Consider the following 18,540-nt stretch of genomic DNA (forward strand, 5'->3'; position numbering starts at 1 on the left):
CAATAGCCAATCAACAGAGCGAGGTCTTTGGGTGCCGGGAGAATTGAACGTAGCTCCTAAGCCAGTAATGCTAGCTATCCTCGATGGCTGGGGCTGGCGTGAAGAGAGCGCCGACAACGCGGTGCGGCTTGCCCACACACCACATTTTGATCGCCTGTGGGAAAGCTGTCCGCGCAGTTTCCTTGCAACATCTGGCCTGGATGTCGGGCTTCTGGATGGCCAGATGGGCAATTCCGAAGTCGGCCACCTCAACATCGGAGCAGGCCGAGTCGTCCTGCAGGATCTGGTCCGCATCACAAAGGCAATTGAGGACGGAACGCTGGCGGGCGCCGTCATGGCCTCGGGGCTGCCAGCGGCGCTCAAGGCAAGCGGCGGGACCTGTCATCTGATGGGGCTGGTTTCGCCCGGCGGCGTGCATTCGCATCAGGACCATGCAGTGGCCCTTGCCCGAGTATTGCAGCAATCCGGCGTTCCAACGGTGATTCACGCCTTTACGGACGGGCGCGATACCCCGCCCGAGGCTGCAGCAGGCTATTTGGCCGAGATCGACGCCGCCCTGCCACCCGGCGTAGATATCGCCACAGTGACCGGCCGCTATTGGGTAATGGACCGTGACCAGCGTTGGGAGCGGCTACAGCAAGCTTATGACGCGATCGCCACGGGCCGTGGGCAGAATAGCGCTACGGCGCAGGAAGCCGTTGACGCGGCCTATGCGAACTCTGTCACCGACGAGTTTGTGCCTGCGTCGGTTATCGGTAAATTCGGTGGCATCAAGGACGGGGACGCCGTCCTTTGCTTCAACTTCCGCGCAGATCGTGTCAAGCAGTTGATGGCCGCGCTGCTCCTTCCTGATTTCGACGGGTTCACGCGCCAGGCGCCGCAACTATCGGCAGCCGTCAGCATGACGCACTATGGGGATGAATTTGACCCATGGCTGAAGCCGCTGTTAGCGCCGCAAACCATTGCCAACGGACTGGGCGAGACCGTGGCGCTCGGCGGAAGCAGGCAATTGCGACTTGCCGAGTCAGAGAAATATCCGCACGTCACCTATTTCTTCAACGGCGGTAGGGAAGAGCCATTTGTCGGCGAGGAGAGGACCATTGTCGACTCGCCCAAAGTCGCCACCTATGACCTGCAGCCTGAAATGTCCGCCCCGATGGTCGGCGATCGTGCCGTCGAGGCAATCGGCTCGAAACGCTACGATCTGATCATCGTCAATTTCGCCAACCCCGACATGGTCGGCCACACTGGCAATCTTGAGGTAGCAATCGCCGCGGTCGAAGCGGTCGATCTTCAACTCGGGCGAATTGCGGAGGCGATCCATTCGGCCAATGGGGTGCTGATGGTGACGGCCGATCATGGCAATTGCGAGCAGATGCGTGATCCCCTCACCGGCGGGCCCCACACTGCGCACACCACTAATCCGGTCCCGGCCATACTCTATAACACCACTCATCGGTCGCTTCGCAGCGGCCGCTTGGCAGACGTGGCTCCGACATTGATCCAGCTGATGGATCTGAAGAAGCCGCAGGAGATGTCGGGGACATCGCTGCTAGCGTGACATCCGGTAGAACCAGCGCTCGCATGGAGTCGCGCCGGCTGCGTTGCGGAACAGTCCGGGAGCCAATGGTGGCGTCGACCTAGGTCGATGACCTAACGCAAACTCGGTTGCCACGTTTTTGGGACCTCGTCATACCGCCTCAACAGCGAGAATGGGTCAACAAGCGCGCTGGGACAGCCTGGCCTAAACGGCAGCTATCGACGCTTTGGACTCGGGAAGCGGCCAGTCTTCAAACGGCCCCAATTCCGTCATTGGCCCAGCTCGCTGGAAGGGCAGGGTAGGGGCCGCAAGCCGTCGGTCCGCTTTTAGATGCCGCATGACGAAAAGCAGCCATTGCGCGGGAAGGACTGCCTCATGTTCTTCTGGAGCGGGAAGCGGACTAATCGGTTTTGTGCATGACTTGGGAAGAGCCCTCGTCATGACTTCCAAAGTGGCGCTGGTAGGGCCTCGGAGTTGGCTGTGGTCCACTGACAGAAGTCAACTTGATGTGGCATGATGCGACTTATGCATCTGTCCGAGGATCATCTGATAAACAGTCCGGGGCGCGCCGATGCATTTGAAGCCCGTTCTGGTCGTGGTGGTATAGGTCTGGCGAACCAAATTGGTGGTTCGGTAACTGCTGGTTTTCCGGTACACCTGCACGTCACGATTGAACCACACGGTGCCTTGCGGCCCGTCCTCCAGCTCAAGTGCATTCATGTCGCTGATGGGAAAGCGCTTGAGGCTGCGCCGTCCGAACAGGTCCATGGCGATATAGGCCGCCTCGTCTGTCAGGGCATAGAAGGAATGCCGGCGCTCATAGGCATCCCAGAACGGAATGCCGAAGGCCATATATAGTCCGACAAACATGAAGGGCAGGCCGAACAGCGGGAAAAGGTCGAGCGCGCCGCTCGCGGGGCCCATTTGAGCCATCTGTGAGGTCGCCGCCATCCAGAAGATTGCAAAGGCGGTGAACACCAGCGCGAAGGGCAATCGCGGGGTGAAGAAGTCAGATATCTGAACGCCGCCATTGGGGCGGCCATGCCAAAGCAGCCGTTCGCCGTGTGGAAGGACGGCCTGCCATCCTTGATCGGAACTCATTGCTGCGCTTCGCTGGGATCGGCACTGGTCTCGCTGCCTACCATGCCGCGAATGGCATCGGCCAGTGGCTGGCTCAGCCCGGTCTTGCAGCGATTGCCTTCGACGCCGAAAAGCACCCGACGCTCCAGCTCCTGTCCGCGTCCATCACTCTGAGCAAAGGCCAGCGCCACTAGCTCGGTCTCGCGTTGTCCGTAATACCTGTTCTGTTCTGCCAGCACGAGATCGGCATGGAGAATACAAAGCTCTATGGCCGCATTCTCGAGCTTCTCCGTCGAAATATCGGCAAGCTCGGCAGCGACCTCGTAGGTCAGCGTCAACTGCCGGGCGCGCGGCCCAGGCTCGATGTAGCGCAACACCACGGGCAGTCCGCTGGGCAGATCGGGCTCCAGATTGTCCGGGCCGACACCCAGCGGCTGTGGAATGCACATCAGGTTCCCGTCGAGCGCGAAGACAAACTCGTGAAATCGACTGATGGTGACGCCGCCCTCTGCACCCGTGTCATAAGTGGGGTCGAAATCCCAACGGATACGGACGGCCGTTGCATCCTCCTCTTCAATCGCCGCGCGGCTAAACTGCACGAGGTCCGAACATAGGGGTTGGACCTTGCGGGCAAAGTGATCCGAGGGGACGGCTCCAAAAGGCTCGGGATCGAAGTTGGGCCGGGCCTTCACCACAATGGTGGTGGGGCCTGTGTCCGATGTTTCGAGAAGATAGTCCTCGACAGTGATCGTCGCGCCATCGCCCAGTGCGATAATCTCCGCCTCCTGTGCAGAGACCGCGGACACGTTGAACGCCAGCAATGCGGCGGTGGTCAGAACCACAGTAAACTTCGACATCAATTGCTGCTCAATATCTCGATTCTTCAGTATCCGCGGCAGCTTAACGGGGTGCTTGCAATATCTCCCTCCCCTGATCGGGGTATATTGCAGGCTGGGCATCATCACTATCGTCCGCTGCACTCGGGAGGAGACGACATGATCCTGTTTGCGCGGCAATTGTTGGCTGTTCTAGCCTTGGGCCTCTTCGCCGCGCCGGGCTGGGCGGCAGACATGTGGCTGGTCTCCAATCATTTTTCTGCCGAGCGTTTCGTGCCTCATCTCCATTACGCAGGCCCGGTCATGGAAGGCGACGCCGCGACGCTGGCGAGCCTTTTTGATGAAGTCCTGGAGTGCGACGTCCCCGCGCTGCCGGCAGAAGGCGGCAATTGTGCCGTGCTGACATTGAGCAGCCCGGGCGGCAATTATATCGAGGGATTGAAACTGGCGCTGCTGCTGCGCGAAAGGGCCGTGGCCACGGTGGTCGAAGCCGGTTCAAGTTGCTACTCGGCGTGTGCCTTTGCCTTCCTGGGCGGTTCGGGATTTTCAAGCCAGGATGGCGTCGGAGTCTATGTCGACCGCATGGTCGAACCACACGCTATCCTGGGCTTCCACGCGCCATACTTTGCGCCGGACGACCTGGGTACGCTTGTCGCCGATTTCGGCATGGACGCAGTTCTGGGCGCGAGCCGGGACGATATCGCTTTGATGATCAAGCAATTGGTCGACTGGAATGTCGATGCCAGCGTGCTTTCCCATATCGTCAGCATGGGTCCTGAGGAGAGCTACGATGTGCAGACGGGCGAAGATTACTACGTCACCCGCACGCATTTGCCACCATCTCCCCTCGGCCACTGGATCGGCGATAAGAGCGCGGCGATCCGCAATGCCTGCCTGCGCCTTCTGGCCTATCACCGCAGTGCCTTCATCGATGCGGAGCCCGAAGCGATTTCGGAGACACTGCTCAGCGATTTCGCGGTCAACGAGGCTGGTCAAAAGCTGAGCGGCTTCAGAATAGGGCCGGACAACCCGCTTGGTGTTACCTATTGCGGCCTGCCAACCGAACAGGCCGGACTGATGGGCGATGTCGACCTTGCGCTCTACACAGCCCCCGGCATCAGCGGCGCCGCGCGGCCCCTCGTCAGCCTCTTTCACCGCCCGCAGGGTTGGTCCAGCCTGGGGACGGGCGAAACCGCGAGCCGACGCTTGTTCAAGAAGGGCGGCTTCAATTCCATGTTCACCCATCCATTCGTGACCATGGGGGATCAGGTCACCGACGTTCTGGACTATCTGAGGTTCCAGAAGTTCGACTATTTCAATAAGGATTTTCTGGTCGACGGTGGCATGCCGCGCCCGGAGTTCCACCCATCCATGACCGTCGCAGTGTCCACCCATTCGGCCGATACGCTGGAGCACGGCAATCATCGCATTGTCGTGCAGATGGGCAATCATCTGCTGCTCGAACACGCCAAGACCGCCCTGACAAACAGAAACGTCACATATGACCTCGGTTCGGAGTCGTCTGATGGCTTCGTCTATGGCGGCACCTATCCGTCCGGGCGGCCCTTCCTGTGGTTCAGCCTCTATGACGATGAAGGGCGGATGGCCGCCCTGGTGGAAATCGAGGCCAAGACTGTGCCGGATGACCTGGAGGCCGCGGTCGCAGTGCAGGACTTTCTGGCCTGTAGTTTCAACTTTCGGGGCCACGCCCTGATGTGCCAATAGGCCGGTGGCGGAAATGGCGCTTGTTATCCTGCTGATCGTTCAGGGTCTTGTCTTTCTGGTCTTTGCCATAGCTGCATTCTGGTGGCTGTTTGCCTTGCGCCGCCGCGCCGTTGCACGCTCGGGCAGCACAATGCCAGGGCTGAGAGACTCGCTCACCGCCTTCAGGGAGGGACTGACACATCCACGCTATTTGCGCCTGCGCCTGATTATTTTTTGTTCGGTCGCGCTGCTTGTGGTCAGTGCGCCATTGGTTTCGGTTGTTTCCTCCGCTTGAGGTGTCGTGATGCGCAACTGGCTGCTTTCCGCATTGGTCCCGGCCGTACTTCTCGGTCTGGCCAGCCCCGCACTCGCTGCGGATGAGTGCCCTGCCGAACGCGCCGTCTATGAATTGCTGGATGGCGAAGACCGTTTCGAGATCGGCTTCCAGCCTTCGCACAATTACGCCTCGATCGCGTCCGACCTCTATATGTACCTCACCACGCCCCAGCGCACCTATTGGTTCACCTTTTCGGTATCCAACGGCTATAGCGGCATGACCCTGGTCCCGGTGACCGATCCCACTCGCGCTGGGCAGTGATGATCCACCAGACCTCGATGTCCTGCGCTCGCTGCGGTTCTACGCGCTCGACGAGGATATGACGTTCTGGTTCGAGCCGCCCAATGAGGGCGAGCCGGCGCCGGCCTATGTCATGGTGCCTGAAATAGGCTTGAGCCTGTGGTATGGCGCCGGCCAGTTGACTGATGATGCCACTGCCGATCGTGATCCGATGCCGCGTGGCGTGTTCAAGCCAGACCTTTGCCGCGATGAACTGCCGGAGCGGGCCTGGCCCTGAGGCCGCCTCAGGTCAGGCCCATCCGGGCGGCATGGAGGGCCGCCTCGGCGCGCGAGGAAATGCCCAGCTTTCGGTAGATGCTTTTGACATGGGTGGCGATGGTGGATTCTGCCAGGCCCAGCGCTTGCGCCACTTCGGCATTGCGGAAGCCCTTCGAGACCATGCTCAGCACATCGGTCTCGCGCGCTGTCAGTGCCTGGCTTTCGCCATCTACCGGACCGGTGCGCTGAAAGTGCTCCATGATCCGTCGGGCTATGGCCGGCGACAAGGCTGGAATGCCATGACGCAGTTGAAGCAGTTGCCGGTGTACCACCGCGTCGGGTTGCCCCTTGAGGATATAGCCCTGTGCCCCTGCCGAGAGGGCCGCCACCACATGCGCGTCGTCTCCCAGAACTGTGCTGACAATGCATATCGTGTCTGGAGAGACCATCTTGAGCCGGCGAATGATGTCCAGCCCCGAACCATCGGGCAGGCCCAGATCGACCAGCGCCATGTCCCATTGGTCCTCCTCTATCCGGCACGCCGCCTCGCGCACGGACCGGGCCTTGCCCACCCTAACATCGGGAAAGGCTTTCTGTGCCAGATCCGCAAGCCAGGCCAGGGCCTCGGGCACATCTTCGACGATGAGCAATGTTTCAACATTCATGGCGATGGCGTCTCCAGCGGAAGGCGCGCAAAGACATGGGTGCCGCTGTCGGACGAAATGGTCAAAGCGCCGCCATGCCCTTCCGCTCGCGCCGCCATATTGACCAGCCCGCCATCATGCGAGCCAACGTGGTCGCTTACGCCCACGCCATCATCGCTGATGTGAACATGAAGCTCACCAGCCGCCACCCGCATGCGCACCGCAAAGTTGCGGGCCCGGGCATGGCGGATCGTATTGCTGGCGGCTTCGCGGATAATCGAGCGCAGGGTGTGCGCCAGTCGCGCATCGACCGCCTGTGTCTCATCGATCTCCATGTCCCAGCGCAATTCCATGTCAACGGCGGCCAGCCGTTCGTCGGTTTCAAACCTGAGATCAGCCAGGACTTCCGACAGGACCAGACCAGTTCCCTGAGCGTTGTTTATGATGTCGCGCAGGTCGGTCAGCGTTTCGGAAATGATGGCGTCCTTGCGTTCCGGGTCCCGGCTGAGCAGAGTTCGCAGCAACTGGGCGCCGATATTGTCGTGGAGGTCCCTTGCCATCCGCGTACGCTCCTGCCGCGCGCCATGCTCCTGCGCATCGCGGCTGGCCAGCGCATGGTCCATCAGTTCAACCAGTTGTTGCACACGGTCGGCATCGGTCTGCAAAAACAGCTTCCTGCCGCCATGAGCATAATGCAGGCACATTGCCGGCGTGCCTTTGGTGAAGGGCACAAGCATTTTCTGCCCGCCATCGACAATTCGCGCACGGTCTGTCGGAGCCGCCAGATCGATGCTGAGTGGGGCGAAGGCGCTATCGAGCAGACCGCGCCACTTCTCCTGCCTCAGCGTCACATTTGGGGTCAGCGCAATGTCGACTACTTCGCGCACCCGAAGCGCATCGACGCCGGTGCGGCGCGCCAGCATGTTTCCCAGAAAATTGCGCAGCGGCAGGTAAAGCATCGCAACGGCCAGGAGCGCCAGTCCGAATGCGGGGATGCGCTCGATTGCGATGCCATAGATCAGCACCGCATCCAGTGCGATCAGCAGCATCCCACCCAGCAGGTACGACGTCAGCCGAAAAGACCATATGCCCAGGTCGAAAAGCCGGTAGCGCGCCACCGCGATGGCAATGCCGCAATAGATGATCAGGATGATGCCAAAGGCATGCGCCTGGCGGGTGTGCGGTTCCACGCCCAGCATTGCGGGCACGGCAATGGTGAAAACGAAGACGCTGGTGCCCAAAAGGATGGACAGGCCAAACCAGCCGAGCGCTGCACGCGCGAGTGGCGCACGGCGGGAGGCGATGTACTGGATGGCAACCAGCGCCAGGATGATGCAGAATTGAGCCAGCATCGGCCCATAGGAGCCGATGGACTGAGAAGGCATGAGCTGCATCAATTGCGCGACAACCGCGCCAAGGCCGATTGTCCAAACCGCCAGGATCACCAGGGAACCGCCGATCCGCTTCGGATAGGACAGCAGGAGGCTGATCAGTGCCAGCCCGAAGATATTGGTGCCGACGAAATTGCCGGCGTTGAGCATGCGAAACAGCTCGGCATCCAGCGCCAGTTCGCGGGTACTGTAAACAGATGCGCTGAGGGCCGATGCCATCAGGCCAAAGCCGGAAATGGCCAGAAACACACTTGGCCGGTCACGCTTGAGGGCCCATATCCAGCCGCCGACGAGTGCGCCGGCGCCACCCACAAACAGTTGCAGCCAGAATTCGAATGGAAGCGACCATGCTGGGCGTCCGGCATAAGGGGCAACCACGACGGTCTGTATGGACTGGTTGTCCCCGGCGAAGCCAACAAGCACCTGAGGCTGGTTCAGCGTTGCTGACAGTTCTGCCTGCCGTGCCCGAAATTCATTGAGCAGCGCATAGCTGTTGAGTGTGTCGGGCTCCTCCATGACATCGATGGCATGTAGATTGACCGCGCCGATGCGCGCAATGCGCGAGCCCGGCCGCAAACCGTTCGGCAAATCTTCGCGTTGCACATCGACCAGAACCACCAGCCCGTCATCACCGGCCTGCAAGACCAGGCCCAGCCAAGGTTGCGCCGTGGCGAGCCAAAGCGCAGCCAGCGCTGAAACGACAAAGATCGCAAGGGCGGCCAGAAGCCGCGCCAGGGGCGGCAGCTGCAATTGTGCATCGATTGACGACATTTTCAGAGCGATCCTGCCATTCCCGTTGCCCCTCCGTAATCCTCTGAACCGGGGATGCCACGCAGCGGGCGAACTGTATAGAGCCTTGTCGGTAATCGATCGAAGTCAGGACGTCTCGGGGGATTGTTACGTGCGAGCAATAGCGAAGTTGTCCAGAAAATTTCTTTTTGGTTTGTTGTTGAGTTGTCTTGCCATCATCATTCTGGCGCCGGCGCCTGAAGCGATGGAGTTCCCGCGAGAGGGCGTGCCGGAGATACCCAATGGGGTCGCAGAGCCTTTTGCCGGTCGCTGGTGGCTGGGTTTTCCCGAAGGCACTGGCACCATAAACGGAGAGCCAGTTGTCGATTGCTCCTCGGCGGTTGAGTTGACGGCTAATGGAGCCGACAAGCTTTCATACAAGTCCTCATCCGGCATTGAGACCGAGTTCGAGCTCATGTCCTTTTCGGGGCGGACGACCTGGCTACCCGAATGGGGCGAGAGCAGCATCGCCGTCTGGGTCAGCAAGGATGAGTTCTTTGTCTATTCCGTTGACCTGGCAACGGGAAAGGCTCGCTGGGGGAACCCAATGGTATTTCGCAGATGCTAGAGCGCCGCACATTTCCGGTGCGCCCCGGACTTCGCCTACTCGTGGGTGTGACTGGTGGCCTGGCGGCCGCCTCGTTCACCATGGTGGCGCTCGGTGGCGAGCCCTATGCACCCGTGCCGCTGGCGCCCAAGGAAGCCGTGTTGCCGCCTGCCGACCTTGTCGAGGCAGCAGCGACATTGCTTCAGGCATCACGCAGCGATGACCGCCCGGCAATCGGCGCCATGCTCGCGCCACGCCTCACCCTCATTGATGGCGCCCTGGAACTGGGCCTGCCGCGGCGTACGGAAGAAATCGGTCCCTTCGAGACAATTGATCTCGCCCTGACGGCCCTGGCCGACAACATTGGTGGCATCTATGAGCAGCCCTTCGATGGCAGCGACGTCACGCCCTTCGCAGTCGCGGCGGAGCGGGACTTCATCATCGCCGCGATCATCGATGGCCAGGCATGGGGCCGTGATCCTTTGCTTGACGGTGCCATCTGTACCTATGCCTATCGGGGGTTTGACCGTGCTGCCGTAATAGCCCTGGGCGAGCATCTCGATATACAGACCTCGAGCGTGTTCTACGTCGAAGCGCCGGTCGCGGCGCTCGTGCGGCCCAGTCATGCTGCGCGTGCGGCAAGCATGTTGCAAGCCGATCTGCTGTACGGACTGGATTATGACACCGACGCGCCGGGAGGCTGGATCGCCGTGCATCTGCCGGACGGTGGCTCGGGTTTTCTCAATTTTGAAAACGTGGCGATCAGCAAGCCATATGCCAGCGGCATCTGCTTCACCCGGGATGCCAGCGGATCCTGGAAAATGTCGGCACAGACGGCCACCAATCTCTAGCCGGACGCTCTTCCAGCGCCGTCCCGATCATGTGGCCGGAAAGCTGCCGAAGCCATGTTCGCCTGCCCCCCGAACGGGGGATGGTACTGTTGGTAGGGTAGCGGCCAGATAGCATGGGAGATGGGCAGCGGTAATTGCCAAGCTCGCGGGGTTGAGAACAGTTATGCAGCGGTGGACCTGGATCGTCATTCTTTCTGTAGCAGTGCTGACAGGGGTGGAAGCCTCGCCGGGACCTGGCGATGTTTTGCCGTCCCAGCCGTCATCCGGTGCAGGATATGTCTCTCCCGAAGGATTTGCATTGGGGCAGCAAATGTCCGGTCCAATCCGGAGCGAGGTATCGCAGGCTGAAAGCCAGACTATGTCTGGCCCAGATAATCCGCCCACGGACCTCGCTCTTGCTATTCCACCAGTCGAGCAGATCGGTTTCGACCCGCTGGCATTCAATTCCTGGTGTTTCAATCTCATGGCCAATCAAGGGTCTCGGTTTGGCTATCCAGACGATGCGGCCCGCATGCAGGCAGCGTTCGCAATGGCTGATGCGGCGGCCCGTTACAAGCGCTTGGGCGAAGCGAGGGGAATCGAGGGCGCAGCGCTCATTGCCTATGACCAGGCCATGGTGGTCAAGACTGCATCTGCCGCGGAGCGAGCGAACGGTGGCACACTGACCGGCGCAGAACGAATGCTTTATGACGCATGTATGGCCAAAGGGCTAATCGGTATGCGCAACAAGGCGCTTTATGTCGACCCATACGAGAACATGCACCGGCGGCTGTGGTGTGGCGACACGCTGACTATTCTGGATCAGCGCGGCAAATTGGAGGGCACCGCCGAGCAAATTGCAGACGCGAAAGTGGCAATGGGCGTGGCGGAACTTATGCGAACGGAGATTTTCGAGTTTTTCGGCGTTCCGGCCAACGACAATGACATGCTGCGGATGGGCTATCTTTACTTGGCGCTTGCCCAGGTTGAAGCCTTCACCCAGTCCGGGGACCGGGGCAAGTTCGAAGCTGATCCGATCAGCTGCCTTAGCCTGGCACCGACTGATATCGGCGATAATATACCCGATCCGGCGCAGTCGACGCCGGACCGTCCCGCCCTCGCAGCAGCGGGCTGGGACTATCCGTTGAGTGCCGATTTCCGTTTCAACGCCTGGTGCTATGGGGCCATGCACTACATCACGGACGGCAATATGCCGGCGTACAGCAAGCTGAGTGTTTCGGAAGCAGAGGGTCTCATCGGGGATCTGCATTTCCGGATGTTGCGCGAAGCCAGGGGGCTGGGCCTCAGCGACGATGCCCTTGCGGAAGTCGAGGTGGAGTCCTACCATCAGGCCGCCTACGAATTCTCGCGCCCCCTTACAAATGCGGGGGAATCGCCACTGTCTTATGACTACCAATCCTGCGCGCAAGCCGCAGTCGATGTGGGCGCATTGCTTGATGTCGACAACCTGCAAGCCATGGTGGATTCATGGTCGGTGCCCGCATCCGACCCTGCACCCGCATCAGAGCCCGCGCCGGACAACGAATTCTACGATACAACATGGTGCATAGCTGGTCTTGAGCGGGTACTGGGCAGCGAAACGGACCGCGAAAAGCGATCAGCGCTCAGGGATGGCATCGAGTCACTGTCCAACAGAGCTGTATGGCTTGGGAGCGAACTGGGGCTGGCACGTGAGGCGGTCTTGGGACGCGTAACCGACATAAAGCTCGTGGTGGACGAGCAAATTGACGAGCTTCGACGTAGTGACGGCAAGCGAATGATCGCAGTATGCCTTGAGCGCGCTTTGGGCGGCTACGCGGACGAGTTCTACGACTGGGTAGAGCCGTAACGCGATGGATTGGGCGCGCATCTGCCGCTCTTGCCTTTGCGCAGATAAGCTTAACTGTTGCCTTAGCGGAGGCTGAAGCGGACCTACAGGTTTCGGGAAACCCAAAACGCGCTCTGAACGGCGGGAATGGTGCGCGTTGCGGATGGGCGGGTTCCGACCTCATGGCCGCCACTCGCATTATTCGACTGGTATCCGGGCCCGCGCCCGACATCTCCAACAGTCCGGCAATCAGACCGACTTCAATACTATTACGTCGGAGGTCATGCGGCTTCCTTGCGATAGCGTCCGTGACGTGTCGTCATCATTGCTGAACGCCCTCCGAAAGCGGCCCGGGCATTTCTGCGGCCGGCAAGTAGTCGACATGGTCCACCGTCAAACGCCGCTCCTTGACGGAGAAGACGATCTCGGCATGGCCTCCAGTTGGGCAGCAATTACCGTCGTCGCCGCGCCACAGGGCGGTGCGCGCCACGAGCTTGGACCATGGGTTGTCGAAGTCGTACTGAACGCCCTTCCATATCTCGCGATCCGCCGGCAACTGCTCTGCGATTGCCTTCCGCCAAGTCTTGATGTCGATCGGCTCCCACTCCGTATCGTTCCATTGGTAGAGACGATCAGCGTTGTAACTGCCCGTGCCACCGGTATAGCCCGGCAGATGCAAGAGCCCGTCCTGGCTGAGCCGCGGCGGGAAGAAGCGCCAGCCGTCGAAACCGGCGTCGAAGCGCGCCCAGTTCCCGTCGACATGCTGCAGCAGCACGAAGCCGCCCAGTACGCCGTCCTCTGGCGTGAAGCCGGATTGCGTCTGCCAGGCCAGCATGGGCTTTCCCTCGTCGTCGCCCCAATCGACATTGAGGAAGCCCGCTGTAAGGACCTTGCAGTTCTGAAGCACGGTCTCGACGCAGACCGTGATGATCCTGTCCCGCGCGATGGGCTCCGCAGCATGGGTTGGCGAGGAGAGGGCGAAAAGCGCCAACAAAGCTGAAGGCAAACGGGTCTTCATTGCATCTCCTGACTTGGGCGGCTCAAGGCCAGCAGCCAGCGATCAATTCTTCAACCTTGGCCGCGTGTTCAGGCAGCGTGTAGAGCCGTGCGGCGTGAACGTCATCAACCGTTACGACGAAGCCGCTCCGCAAGAGGTCGATCTGCTCGTTGGATTTTGCGTCCAGGCCGAAGATGAGAACCTGCCCGTCCACATCTCGATAGGGCCCATAGAAGGTGTCGCTGTTGTTCTCGGAGACCAATCTGACCTCGTGACTTTGCTCGTCGGCTGACGTTCCAACCGGCGGGTAGTAGACGATGGTGACCTCGTCGTTATGGGCCGAGCAGGCGAAGGTCAGTGTGAACCGCCTATCGATTGGGTCCATGTAGCTCAGCGAGAATTGCGGGCGTCCGTCAGAATCGTCTGCACTGTAGAGGTTCCAGGCATTTACAGCTTGTGGCTGGGCCCATGCCCCAACTGGAAAGCCAAGCGCAGCAGCCAGAAATATCCCCAATAGCGCCGATGCTAATCTTGCCGACATTGTCGCCCCCTTCTTCATTTCACCCTGCAGGGACAGGCTTACCCGCGAGTGGTTCCCCGCAGCGCATTTGCCGTTTCAATAAGACGGCTTTGTTCGACTCCACCGGTTACGGACGGAGGATCGGCAAAGCACTTGAGCCGGACCGCGAGATCCATCGCGCTGCCATCGGGCGGAACGGCTTCATCAGGCTGGTCGAGGCTTTGTATGGAGACGATGTTCCCGTCTTTCCCGAACACATGCATAGTGTGGTGACGCGACGTCCGCTCGGTGCAGTTCAAAGCGTAGAAATTCAGGACGTAGCCCACCTCTTCGCCGAAGCCCACAAAACCTTCGGGCGGCACGATGGCGAGCGAGATCTCCCTCGCGTCATTTCGAGTGTCGGGCCCACCAAGCGCGAAGACAACGTCGTCGCCTGAGAACGCCAACGGCGTCCAGGTATCGTCCTGCGCTGCGACCGGCGCGACAGCCATCATCGCCAGCACGGCCGGCGGCAGTAGAACGGGCTTTCTCATCGCTGTGCTCCAACGCTGTCGGTCCACCAGAGCATCCATTGGCTGTCGAACCGCTCGCGACCCAACTCGTCGATCGGGGGCGGCTGATCGTTCGGGGTGAACGAGACAAAGAGCTCGGCATAGGTACCTGCCGGATCAGCCAGCAGGGCCTCGGTGGCCTCGGCGGGGAAGTCGTAACATGGTGCGCCCATGCAGCCGTCTGAAGCCCAGGTTCCTTCGAAGACCACAGCGTTCTCCCGGAACGAGGGGTCGTTGAAGGCCGTGATGCCACTGGTGCCGTCAGGGTAGGGCTTCTGTGGCACATAGAGCCTGATGGTTGGGGACTGCATCCGTTTCGACGCGATCTCCCCGTAGAACAGGATGCCAATGCGGCGATCGGGCAGCATGCTTGCCACCGAATACAGCTCGACCAGTTCCTCGCCGTCCTCGACCAACTGGTAGCTCGGGCCCCGAATGATCGGGAGCGAGCCCTCGACTTCGGGACGCACGAGGGACGGGACGACCATCACCTCGGTGACGAAATAAGGCCGGACGAAGTATCCGTTCGCCTCGGCCGTCACTTCGAACTGAACGGAGCTCATGGCTGCCGCTGCCCGGGTCTGGAGATCCCATAGCCTGCCGGCGTACTGCTCGGCATCGGGCGACCACGACCACGTCGATATGCCCGGATCGGAGACAGGAAGCATCTGGACCACGGCATCGCGCTGTCGCTGGGCAAACGCGTCGAAGTTCTGCCCGTAGAGCTGACGCAGATAGGTCTCGTAGCCCATCGCCGTCTGCTTCTTGTGCCCGTCCAGGGGGACTCGATCGAAATCCGGGAGGCTGTCGAAATGAAACGCGAGCAGCAGTCCTTGGTAGAGCTGATCCGAAGCCGCGGCCTTGGCGGTGAAAACATGACTCATCGCCGCCTGCGTGCACCCCGCTGCAGTCGCGGCCGTGCGAGCCTGTTCGTCGAGCCCGACGCGCCAAGCGTCGTAGTCTGCGGGCGACAGTCGGCCGTCCAGGCTCTGAACATACTGGGACGTGCTCTCAAGATACCTTTGGGCAATGCCGCGTACCGCGGTGAATTCCATGTACTTGAGAGCGACGCAGGCCTTGTCGATCTCGATCGCCGTCATCAGGGCGACATAGTCGTCCTCGGGGGCGGCGTGGGCGGCGCCGGCGGACATGAGCATCAGAAACGACAGCAGGCCGAGGCTGTGAAGCGGACGGTTCATGTGCAATGCTCGAACAGGTAGGCCAGCGCGGTGTCGAGCTCATCGGGCGGAAACTTAAAGTCCCGTCCGTAGAACTGTATTCCGATCAGCGATGTGCTCTTGGCCATGGCGCCAATGACTTGCGCCAGCGTTTCGTCGCGCGAAGTATCCGACACCACGACGAGCATGTCGTCGACGTTCTCGAACGAGCCGTAGGCAATCGGCTGCTGGACGCCACCGGCGATCACGCTGACCGGAACCTCGTCCGAGTAGCTCGTCTCCGGGTCGTAGGTTTCTTCGGTGAAGATGGTTATTCGGACGTCATCGGGATAGTCGACGCTGCACGATATCTCCATCTCGGCCCTGCCTTGTTCCGAGCCTACGGCCGCCGTGTATTCGCCGAACTCGGGGTAGTCCAGGACTACCCAAGCCGCGTGAGCCGGTTGTGCCAGCGCGGCCATCATCATCGCGCCGAGCAGTATCTCGCCATGCTTCTTCCAACCGGCCACTTCCGTCGTTCTCCCTCGCGCAGCTTCCCTGGCAGTCGCTCGATAGCGCGTGGCGCAACGCTTGCCGTATCCATTTGGGGGGTACTGCTCAAGGCGGGGCACTGTGCTATTCATCTTCCGCCCCATCCCGTTTGCGTCCTGCCCGCCAGAGCGGGATGTTCACTACCTGGCTGATCGTCCACGTCGCTTGCTTCTCAGCGGGCAGTTTTCGCTCGTCGACGAGGTGCTCGCCCTTCGTCCAGAACCGGTCGAGCTTCTTCCACCAGTGCTGTCCCTCGGGACCCAACAGGTCGAAGAAGCGCTGCCGAGTTTGGTCGTCCTCGATGTTGTTCTGGAGCGTCTCGATGAAGCCGAGCATGGCAGCCTCCTGCACGTAGTGGTCGCCTTCCAGCAACCACCGGTCCACCACCACGAGCGCACTCCTGACGTCCTCGACACTTCCGGCGTTCAGCAGATCGATGAGCCATCGCGCCAGGTCGCCGAGCAGCAGGTATTCGGGGAGATCGCCCGGCGCCTCGAAATGGTTGTGCGCGTTGCCCGTCCATTTCTCCACGAAAGCTTCGCGCATCGGGCGGAACCCGGGCAGGGTCTCGATCAGCGGCTCGAACATGGTCTTTCGGGCGATCGTCATGCTGCATCTCGCCTGACGGCATTGCGAAGGCGCGCGGTCAACGCGGCGACCACGACTTCGGCATGGCTGTAGGTCATGAAACGGCCGGCGCCTTCGATCATCTCCACCCTCGCATCGGGAAGAACCTCGCGCCAGTAAGCCATTGTCTCGCCGGGATCGTGGATGCTATCGTGCTCGCCGACCAACAGTATGAACTGATCGGTGTCGTTGATTGGCCCGGGACGTCCGAGCGTTGCCAACGCCGTCTGCTCGGTAACGAAGCCGTCCAGGCGACCTTGTCGGAAGCTTGAGAGCGACCGGTAGTAGTCCCCCATGTGCTCGGGCCTTGCCATGACCTCACGATCGGACGGGCAGCCTGCCGTCGATCGCCTGACGTTGTCCGCAGCCCGTTCGTAGGTCAAGGATTGCGCGAACCATCGAGCCATGAGCGCGATCGCCCACGGGCGCTTGACGAAATTGCGCTTCATGGTGGCGAGGAAGCCTGAGTGGCGCGAGCTCGATGTCGCATCCGGATCGGGGTTCGTCACGACCGCGACCTCGATCAGATCAGGCGCTGCTTCGTGCAAAGCAAGCACGACCTGGGCAGCGCCGCGCGTAACGATGGCGATGCCTTTCCAGTTCATCTCGGCGCACAGGTCGACGATGTCGAGCGCGGCGAGTTCAAAGTAGTCTTCTCCGGTCATATCCGGCAGCAGCTCGGTACCGCCGAAGCCGGGGCGATCCATGGATATCGGACGAAAGCCACTGTTCTGCAGCGCCTCTACCAGCGAGCGATTGACTGGTCGACTGGTCATGCTGCTGTGAAGCACCAGTACCGGTGTGCCGCCGCGCGGTCCGTAGTCGCTCGCAGCGAGTATTCGTCCGTCCCGGGTTTTGATCGACAGACTGCGGTGCGCCGGCTCCGGGAATCTCTCGGCGCCATCGCCGAGAGATGCCGCGATCGCCAGCAGGCGAAGTTCAATCATAGCCCGCGCCAAGGCTTGCGCTGTCGTGATGTCCAGCGCGGCATAGACGATGGCCATCTCCTTCTTCACCAACGCCTCGGAGATCCCCAGGGCGATGGCGACCTCGGCGCGCGTGTCGCCATTGGCGATCATGCCCGCGATCCGCATCTGACGTTCCGATACGCCGTAGGCGATGGCGAGGAACTGATCGCTTTCTTCGGCCTCCTCGGCAGTTCGACCCAGGCCCATCCCCATCATGGTGATGAGACGCTGCAGGTTACTTGCGCCGACAAGGCCCCGGGCCTTTTCGAGATACTCGCGTGCTGTCTCGTAGGAGATCCCACTTGCAATAGCGGCTCGTCGTACGTCACCCGTCATGAACAGTGCTATGACCGTACGAGAAGTGGCTGCGGAGAACGCAAAGTCGTCGGCGAAGTTGCTGAGTTGCTCCTCGAGCCAATGCCAGTTTACGTGCACGACCGCCAATGTGGAGCCGGAGGTATCTTCCGGCCACACGGTGCTTTTCAGCAGTAATCGAAGTTGCGTCGGACGACCTACAAGGACGATGGTTGAGCCGAAGGATGGGTGACGGAAGGTTTCGAACCACCAGCCGTCGCGCTCAATCGACAGGCGTTCGACTTGGGCAATTCGCCAATGCGTATCGAAATGCGCGCTGGCGGGCGAAGCATCCCTGTCGTCAAAGCAGTCTATTCTGAGCATAGATCAAGCTCCGCTGCTCACGCACCAAGCATTGCTCCAGAATAGCACGCTGTTGCGTTTGGCAAATGCCCATTTCAGGCCTAGGCGAGAGCGATCACGAGCAGTCCCGAGGACTCCCAATTACCCATCCTTGGCAGCGAACGGATATAAGGATGAGCAGCTTAGTGACGCCAACCTTTGCAGCGGAAGTAGCCGCTCGTGGCACCAAGCTGACTTGTTGGACCACTACCGGAAGGGCCGCTCTCCACCTCAAACAGCTCGCCACTAACTTCCGAAAAGCACGTCCGCTTTTCGGAATTTGAATGATCCGATCCAACGTCCGAAATGGTGAAGGGTTTCGGGCGCTGTTTGGCGTACGAAAGCCACCCATGCAGGAACCCGCGGTCCGAATGCGCCGGGCTATGGGGTTTTCTGATTTGGCGTGGTCGGGCGGCGGCCGTGAGCCGCAGCATATGGCGTGGCGCGC

Annotated in this window: 19 protein-coding genes; 8 read left to right on the forward strand and 11 right to left on the reverse strand. The window is 60.8% G+C overall.

Translation table 11 applies throughout. The annotated features are described in order from the left end of the window. Positions 1-67 precede the first annotated feature (67 nt). Positions 68-1,561, forward strand: coding sequence for a 2,3-bisphosphoglycerate-independent phosphoglycerate mutase (gene gpmI / locus JEQ47_RS20125; RefSeq protein WP_198878216.1), 1,494 nt, complete (start codon positions 68-70; stop codon positions 1,559-1,561). Positions 1,562-2,038: 477 nt separating this feature from the next. Here gpmI and JEQ47_RS20130 read toward each other — a convergent pair whose 3' ends face one another. Both JEQ47_RS20130 and JEQ47_RS20135 read right to left on the reverse strand, forming a co-directional pair. Then, complete coding sequence (locus tag JEQ47_RS20130; RefSeq protein WP_198878217.1) at positions 2,039-2,641, reverse strand: hypothetical protein; 603 nt, start codon at positions 2,639-2,641, stop codon at positions 2,039-2,041. Continuing rightward, on the reverse strand, positions 2,638-3,579 hold the full coding sequence (locus JEQ47_RS20135) for a hypothetical protein (protein WP_198878218.1): 942 nt from the start codon (positions 3,577-3,579) through the stop codon (positions 2,638-2,640). The genes JEQ47_RS20130 and JEQ47_RS20135 overlap by 4 nt, the downstream gene beginning before the upstream one ends. Positions 3,580-3,615: 36 nt before the next feature. On the opposite strand from JEQ47_RS20135, the gene JEQ47_RS20140 reads away from it, so the two are divergent. Genes JEQ47_RS20140 through JEQ47_RS20155 form a run of 4 tightly spaced genes read left to right on the forward strand, consistent with a single transcriptional unit; the run spans position 3,616 to position 6,014 of the window. Beyond that, a complete protein-coding gene (locus JEQ47_RS20140; RefSeq protein ID WP_198878219.1) occupies positions 3,616-5,181 on the forward strand; it encodes a hypothetical protein in 1,566 nt (521 codons plus the stop codon). A 13-nt stretch (positions 5,182-5,194) separates the two neighbouring features. Then, entirely contained in the window at positions 5,195-5,455 is a 261-nt protein-coding gene (locus JEQ47_RS20145; protein ID WP_198878220.1) for a hypothetical protein, read from the forward strand. A gap of 9 nt (positions 5,456-5,464) precedes the next feature. Continuing rightward, positions 5,465-5,758, forward strand: a complete 294-nt coding sequence (locus JEQ47_RS20150) for a hypothetical protein (RefSeq protein WP_198878221.1) — start codon at positions 5,465-5,467, stop codon at positions 5,756-5,758. A gap of 58 nt (positions 5,759-5,816) precedes the next feature. Continuing rightward, positions 5,817-6,014, forward strand: coding sequence for a hypothetical protein (locus JEQ47_RS20155; RefSeq protein WP_198878222.1), 198 nt, complete (start codon positions 5,817-5,819; stop codon positions 6,012-6,014). A 7-nt stretch (positions 6,015-6,021) separates the two neighbouring features. Here JEQ47_RS20155 and JEQ47_RS20160 read toward each other — a convergent pair whose 3' ends face one another. Further along, positions 6,022-6,660 carry a LuxR C-terminal-related transcriptional regulator gene (locus JEQ47_RS20160; RefSeq protein WP_198878223.1) on the reverse strand — a complete coding sequence of 213 codons (639 nt, stop codon included), beginning with the start codon at positions 6,658-6,660 and terminating at the stop codon, positions 6,022-6,024. Further along, positions 6,657-8,801: a sensor histidine kinase gene (locus JEQ47_RS20165; protein ID WP_198878224.1), complete on the reverse strand. Its 2,145-nt coding sequence runs from the start codon at positions 8,799-8,801 to the stop codon at positions 6,657-6,659. The genes JEQ47_RS20160 and JEQ47_RS20165 overlap by 4 nt, the downstream gene beginning before the upstream one ends. 148 nt (positions 8,802-8,949) lie before the next feature. On the opposite strand from JEQ47_RS20165, the gene JEQ47_RS20170 reads away from it, so the two are divergent. The 3 genes from JEQ47_RS20170 (at position 8,950) to JEQ47_RS20180 (ending at position 12,045) form a co-directional block, all read left to right on the forward strand. Then, positions 8,950-9,387, forward strand: a complete 438-nt coding sequence (locus tag JEQ47_RS20170) for a hypothetical protein (protein WP_198878225.1) — start codon at positions 8,950-8,952, stop codon at positions 9,385-9,387. After that, entirely contained in the window at positions 9,381-10,217 is an 837-nt protein-coding gene (locus JEQ47_RS20175; protein WP_198878226.1) for a hypothetical protein, read from the forward strand. Before JEQ47_RS20170 ends, JEQ47_RS20175 begins: the two co-directional genes overlap by 7 nt. Positions 10,218-10,380: 163 nt before the next feature. Continuing rightward, positions 10,381-12,045: a hypothetical protein gene (locus JEQ47_RS20180; protein ID WP_198878227.1), complete on the forward strand. Its 1,665-nt coding sequence runs from the start codon at positions 10,381-10,383 to the stop codon at positions 12,043-12,045. 301 nt (positions 12,046-12,346) lie between these two features. Here the strand turns inward: JEQ47_RS20180 and JEQ47_RS20185 are convergent, their stop codons facing one another. From JEQ47_RS20185 to JEQ47_RS20215, 7 genes are all read right to left on the reverse strand, one after another. Further along, entirely contained in the window at positions 12,347-13,042 is a 696-nt protein-coding gene (locus tag JEQ47_RS20185) for a hypothetical protein (RefSeq protein WP_198878228.1), read from the reverse strand. Between the two features lie 22 nt (positions 13,043-13,064). Continuing rightward, on the reverse strand, positions 13,065-13,580 hold the full coding sequence (locus JEQ47_RS20190) for a hypothetical protein (protein WP_198878229.1): 516 nt from the start codon (positions 13,578-13,580) through the stop codon (positions 13,065-13,067). 20 nt (positions 13,581-13,600) lie between these two features. Then, positions 13,601-14,074 (reverse strand): hypothetical protein, encoded by a 474-nt coding sequence (locus JEQ47_RS20195; protein WP_198878230.1) that lies wholly within the window; start codon positions 14,072-14,074, stop codon positions 13,601-13,603. Beyond that, positions 14,071-15,291 carry a hypothetical protein gene (locus JEQ47_RS20200; protein ID WP_198878231.1) on the reverse strand — a complete coding sequence of 407 codons (1,221 nt, stop codon included), beginning with the start codon at positions 15,289-15,291 and terminating at the stop codon, positions 14,071-14,073. Before JEQ47_RS20200 ends, JEQ47_RS20195 begins: the two co-directional genes overlap by 4 nt. Beyond that, entirely contained in the window at positions 15,288-15,779 is a 492-nt protein-coding gene (locus JEQ47_RS20205; RefSeq protein ID WP_198878232.1) for a hypothetical protein, read from the reverse strand. Before JEQ47_RS20205 ends, JEQ47_RS20200 begins: the two co-directional genes overlap by 4 nt. Positions 15,780-15,885: 106 nt before the next feature. Continuing rightward, positions 15,886-16,410, reverse strand: coding sequence for a DUF7674 family protein (locus JEQ47_RS20210; RefSeq protein WP_198878233.1), 525 nt, complete (start codon positions 16,408-16,410; stop codon positions 15,886-15,888). Continuing rightward, positions 16,407-18,074 (reverse strand): bifunctional helix-turn-helix transcriptional regulator/alpha/beta hydrolase, encoded by a 1,668-nt coding sequence (locus JEQ47_RS20215; protein WP_198878234.1) that lies wholly within the window; start codon positions 18,072-18,074, stop codon positions 16,407-16,409. Before JEQ47_RS20215 ends, JEQ47_RS20210 begins: the two co-directional genes overlap by 4 nt. Between the last annotated feature and the right edge of the window lie 466 nt (positions 18,075-18,540).

This window comes from Devosia sediminis (assembly GCF_016411825.1).
GTDB lineage: Bacteria > Pseudomonadota > Alphaproteobacteria > Rhizobiales > Devosiaceae > Devosia > Devosia sediminis.

Bases quoted from the DNA above. Each gene is read 5' to 3' on its own strand.
- JEQ47_RS20180 (WP_198878227.1), top strand. From the start codon at position 10,381: ATGCAGCGGTGGACCTGGATCGTCATTCTTTCTGTAGCAGTGCTGACA.
- gpmI (WP_198878216.1), top strand. From the start codon at position 68: ATGCTAGCTATCCTCGATGGCTGGGGCTGGCGTGAAGAGAGCGCCGAC.
- JEQ47_RS20150 (WP_198878221.1), top strand. From the start codon at position 5,465: ATGCGCAACTGGCTGCTTTCCGCATTGGTCCCGGCCGTACTTCTCGGT.
- JEQ47_RS20185 (WP_198878228.1), bottom strand. From the start codon at position 13,042: ATGAAGACCCGTTTGCCTTCAGCTTTGTTGGCGCTTTTCGCCCTCTCC.
- JEQ47_RS20135 (WP_198878218.1), bottom strand. From the start codon at position 3,579: ATGCCCAGCCTGCAATATACCCCGATCAGGGGAGGGAGATATTGCAAG.
- JEQ47_RS20155 (WP_198878222.1), top strand. From the start codon at position 5,817: ATGACGTTCTGGTTCGAGCCGCCCAATGAGGGCGAGCCGGCGCCGGCC.
- JEQ47_RS20195 (WP_198878230.1), bottom strand. From the start codon at position 14,074: ATGAGAAAGCCCGTTCTACTGCCGCCGGCCGTGCTGGCGATGATGGCT.
- JEQ47_RS20165 (WP_198878224.1), bottom strand. From the start codon at position 8,801: ATGTCGTCAATCGATGCACAATTGCAGCTGCCGCCCCTGGCGCGGCTT.
- JEQ47_RS20140 (WP_198878219.1), top strand. From the start codon at position 3,616: ATGATCCTGTTTGCGCGGCAATTGTTGGCTGTTCTAGCCTTGGGCCTC.
- JEQ47_RS20130 (WP_198878217.1), bottom strand. From the start codon at position 2,641: ATGAGTTCCGATCAAGGATGGCAGGCCGTCCTTCCACACGGCGAACGG.
- JEQ47_RS20210 (WP_198878233.1), bottom strand. From the start codon at position 16,410: ATGACGATCGCCCGAAAGACCATGTTCGAGCCGCTGATCGAGACCCTG.
- JEQ47_RS20190 (WP_198878229.1), bottom strand. From the start codon at position 13,580: ATGAAGAAGGGGGCGACAATGTCGGCAAGATTAGCATCGGCGCTATTG.
- JEQ47_RS20200 (WP_198878231.1), bottom strand. From the start codon at position 15,291: ATGAACCGTCCGCTTCACAGCCTCGGCCTGCTGTCGTTTCTGATGCTC.
- JEQ47_RS20145 (WP_198878220.1), top strand. From the start codon at position 5,195: ATGGCGCTTGTTATCCTGCTGATCGTTCAGGGTCTTGTCTTTCTGGTC.
- JEQ47_RS20215 (WP_198878234.1), bottom strand. From the start codon at position 18,074: ATGCTCAGAATAGACTGCTTTGACGACAGGGATGCTTCGCCCGCCAGC.
- JEQ47_RS20175 (WP_198878226.1), top strand. From the start codon at position 9,381: ATGCTAGAGCGCCGCACATTTCCGGTGCGCCCCGGACTTCGCCTACTC.
- JEQ47_RS20160 (WP_198878223.1), bottom strand. From the start codon at position 6,660: ATGAATGTTGAAACATTGCTCATCGTCGAAGATGTGCCCGAGGCCCTG.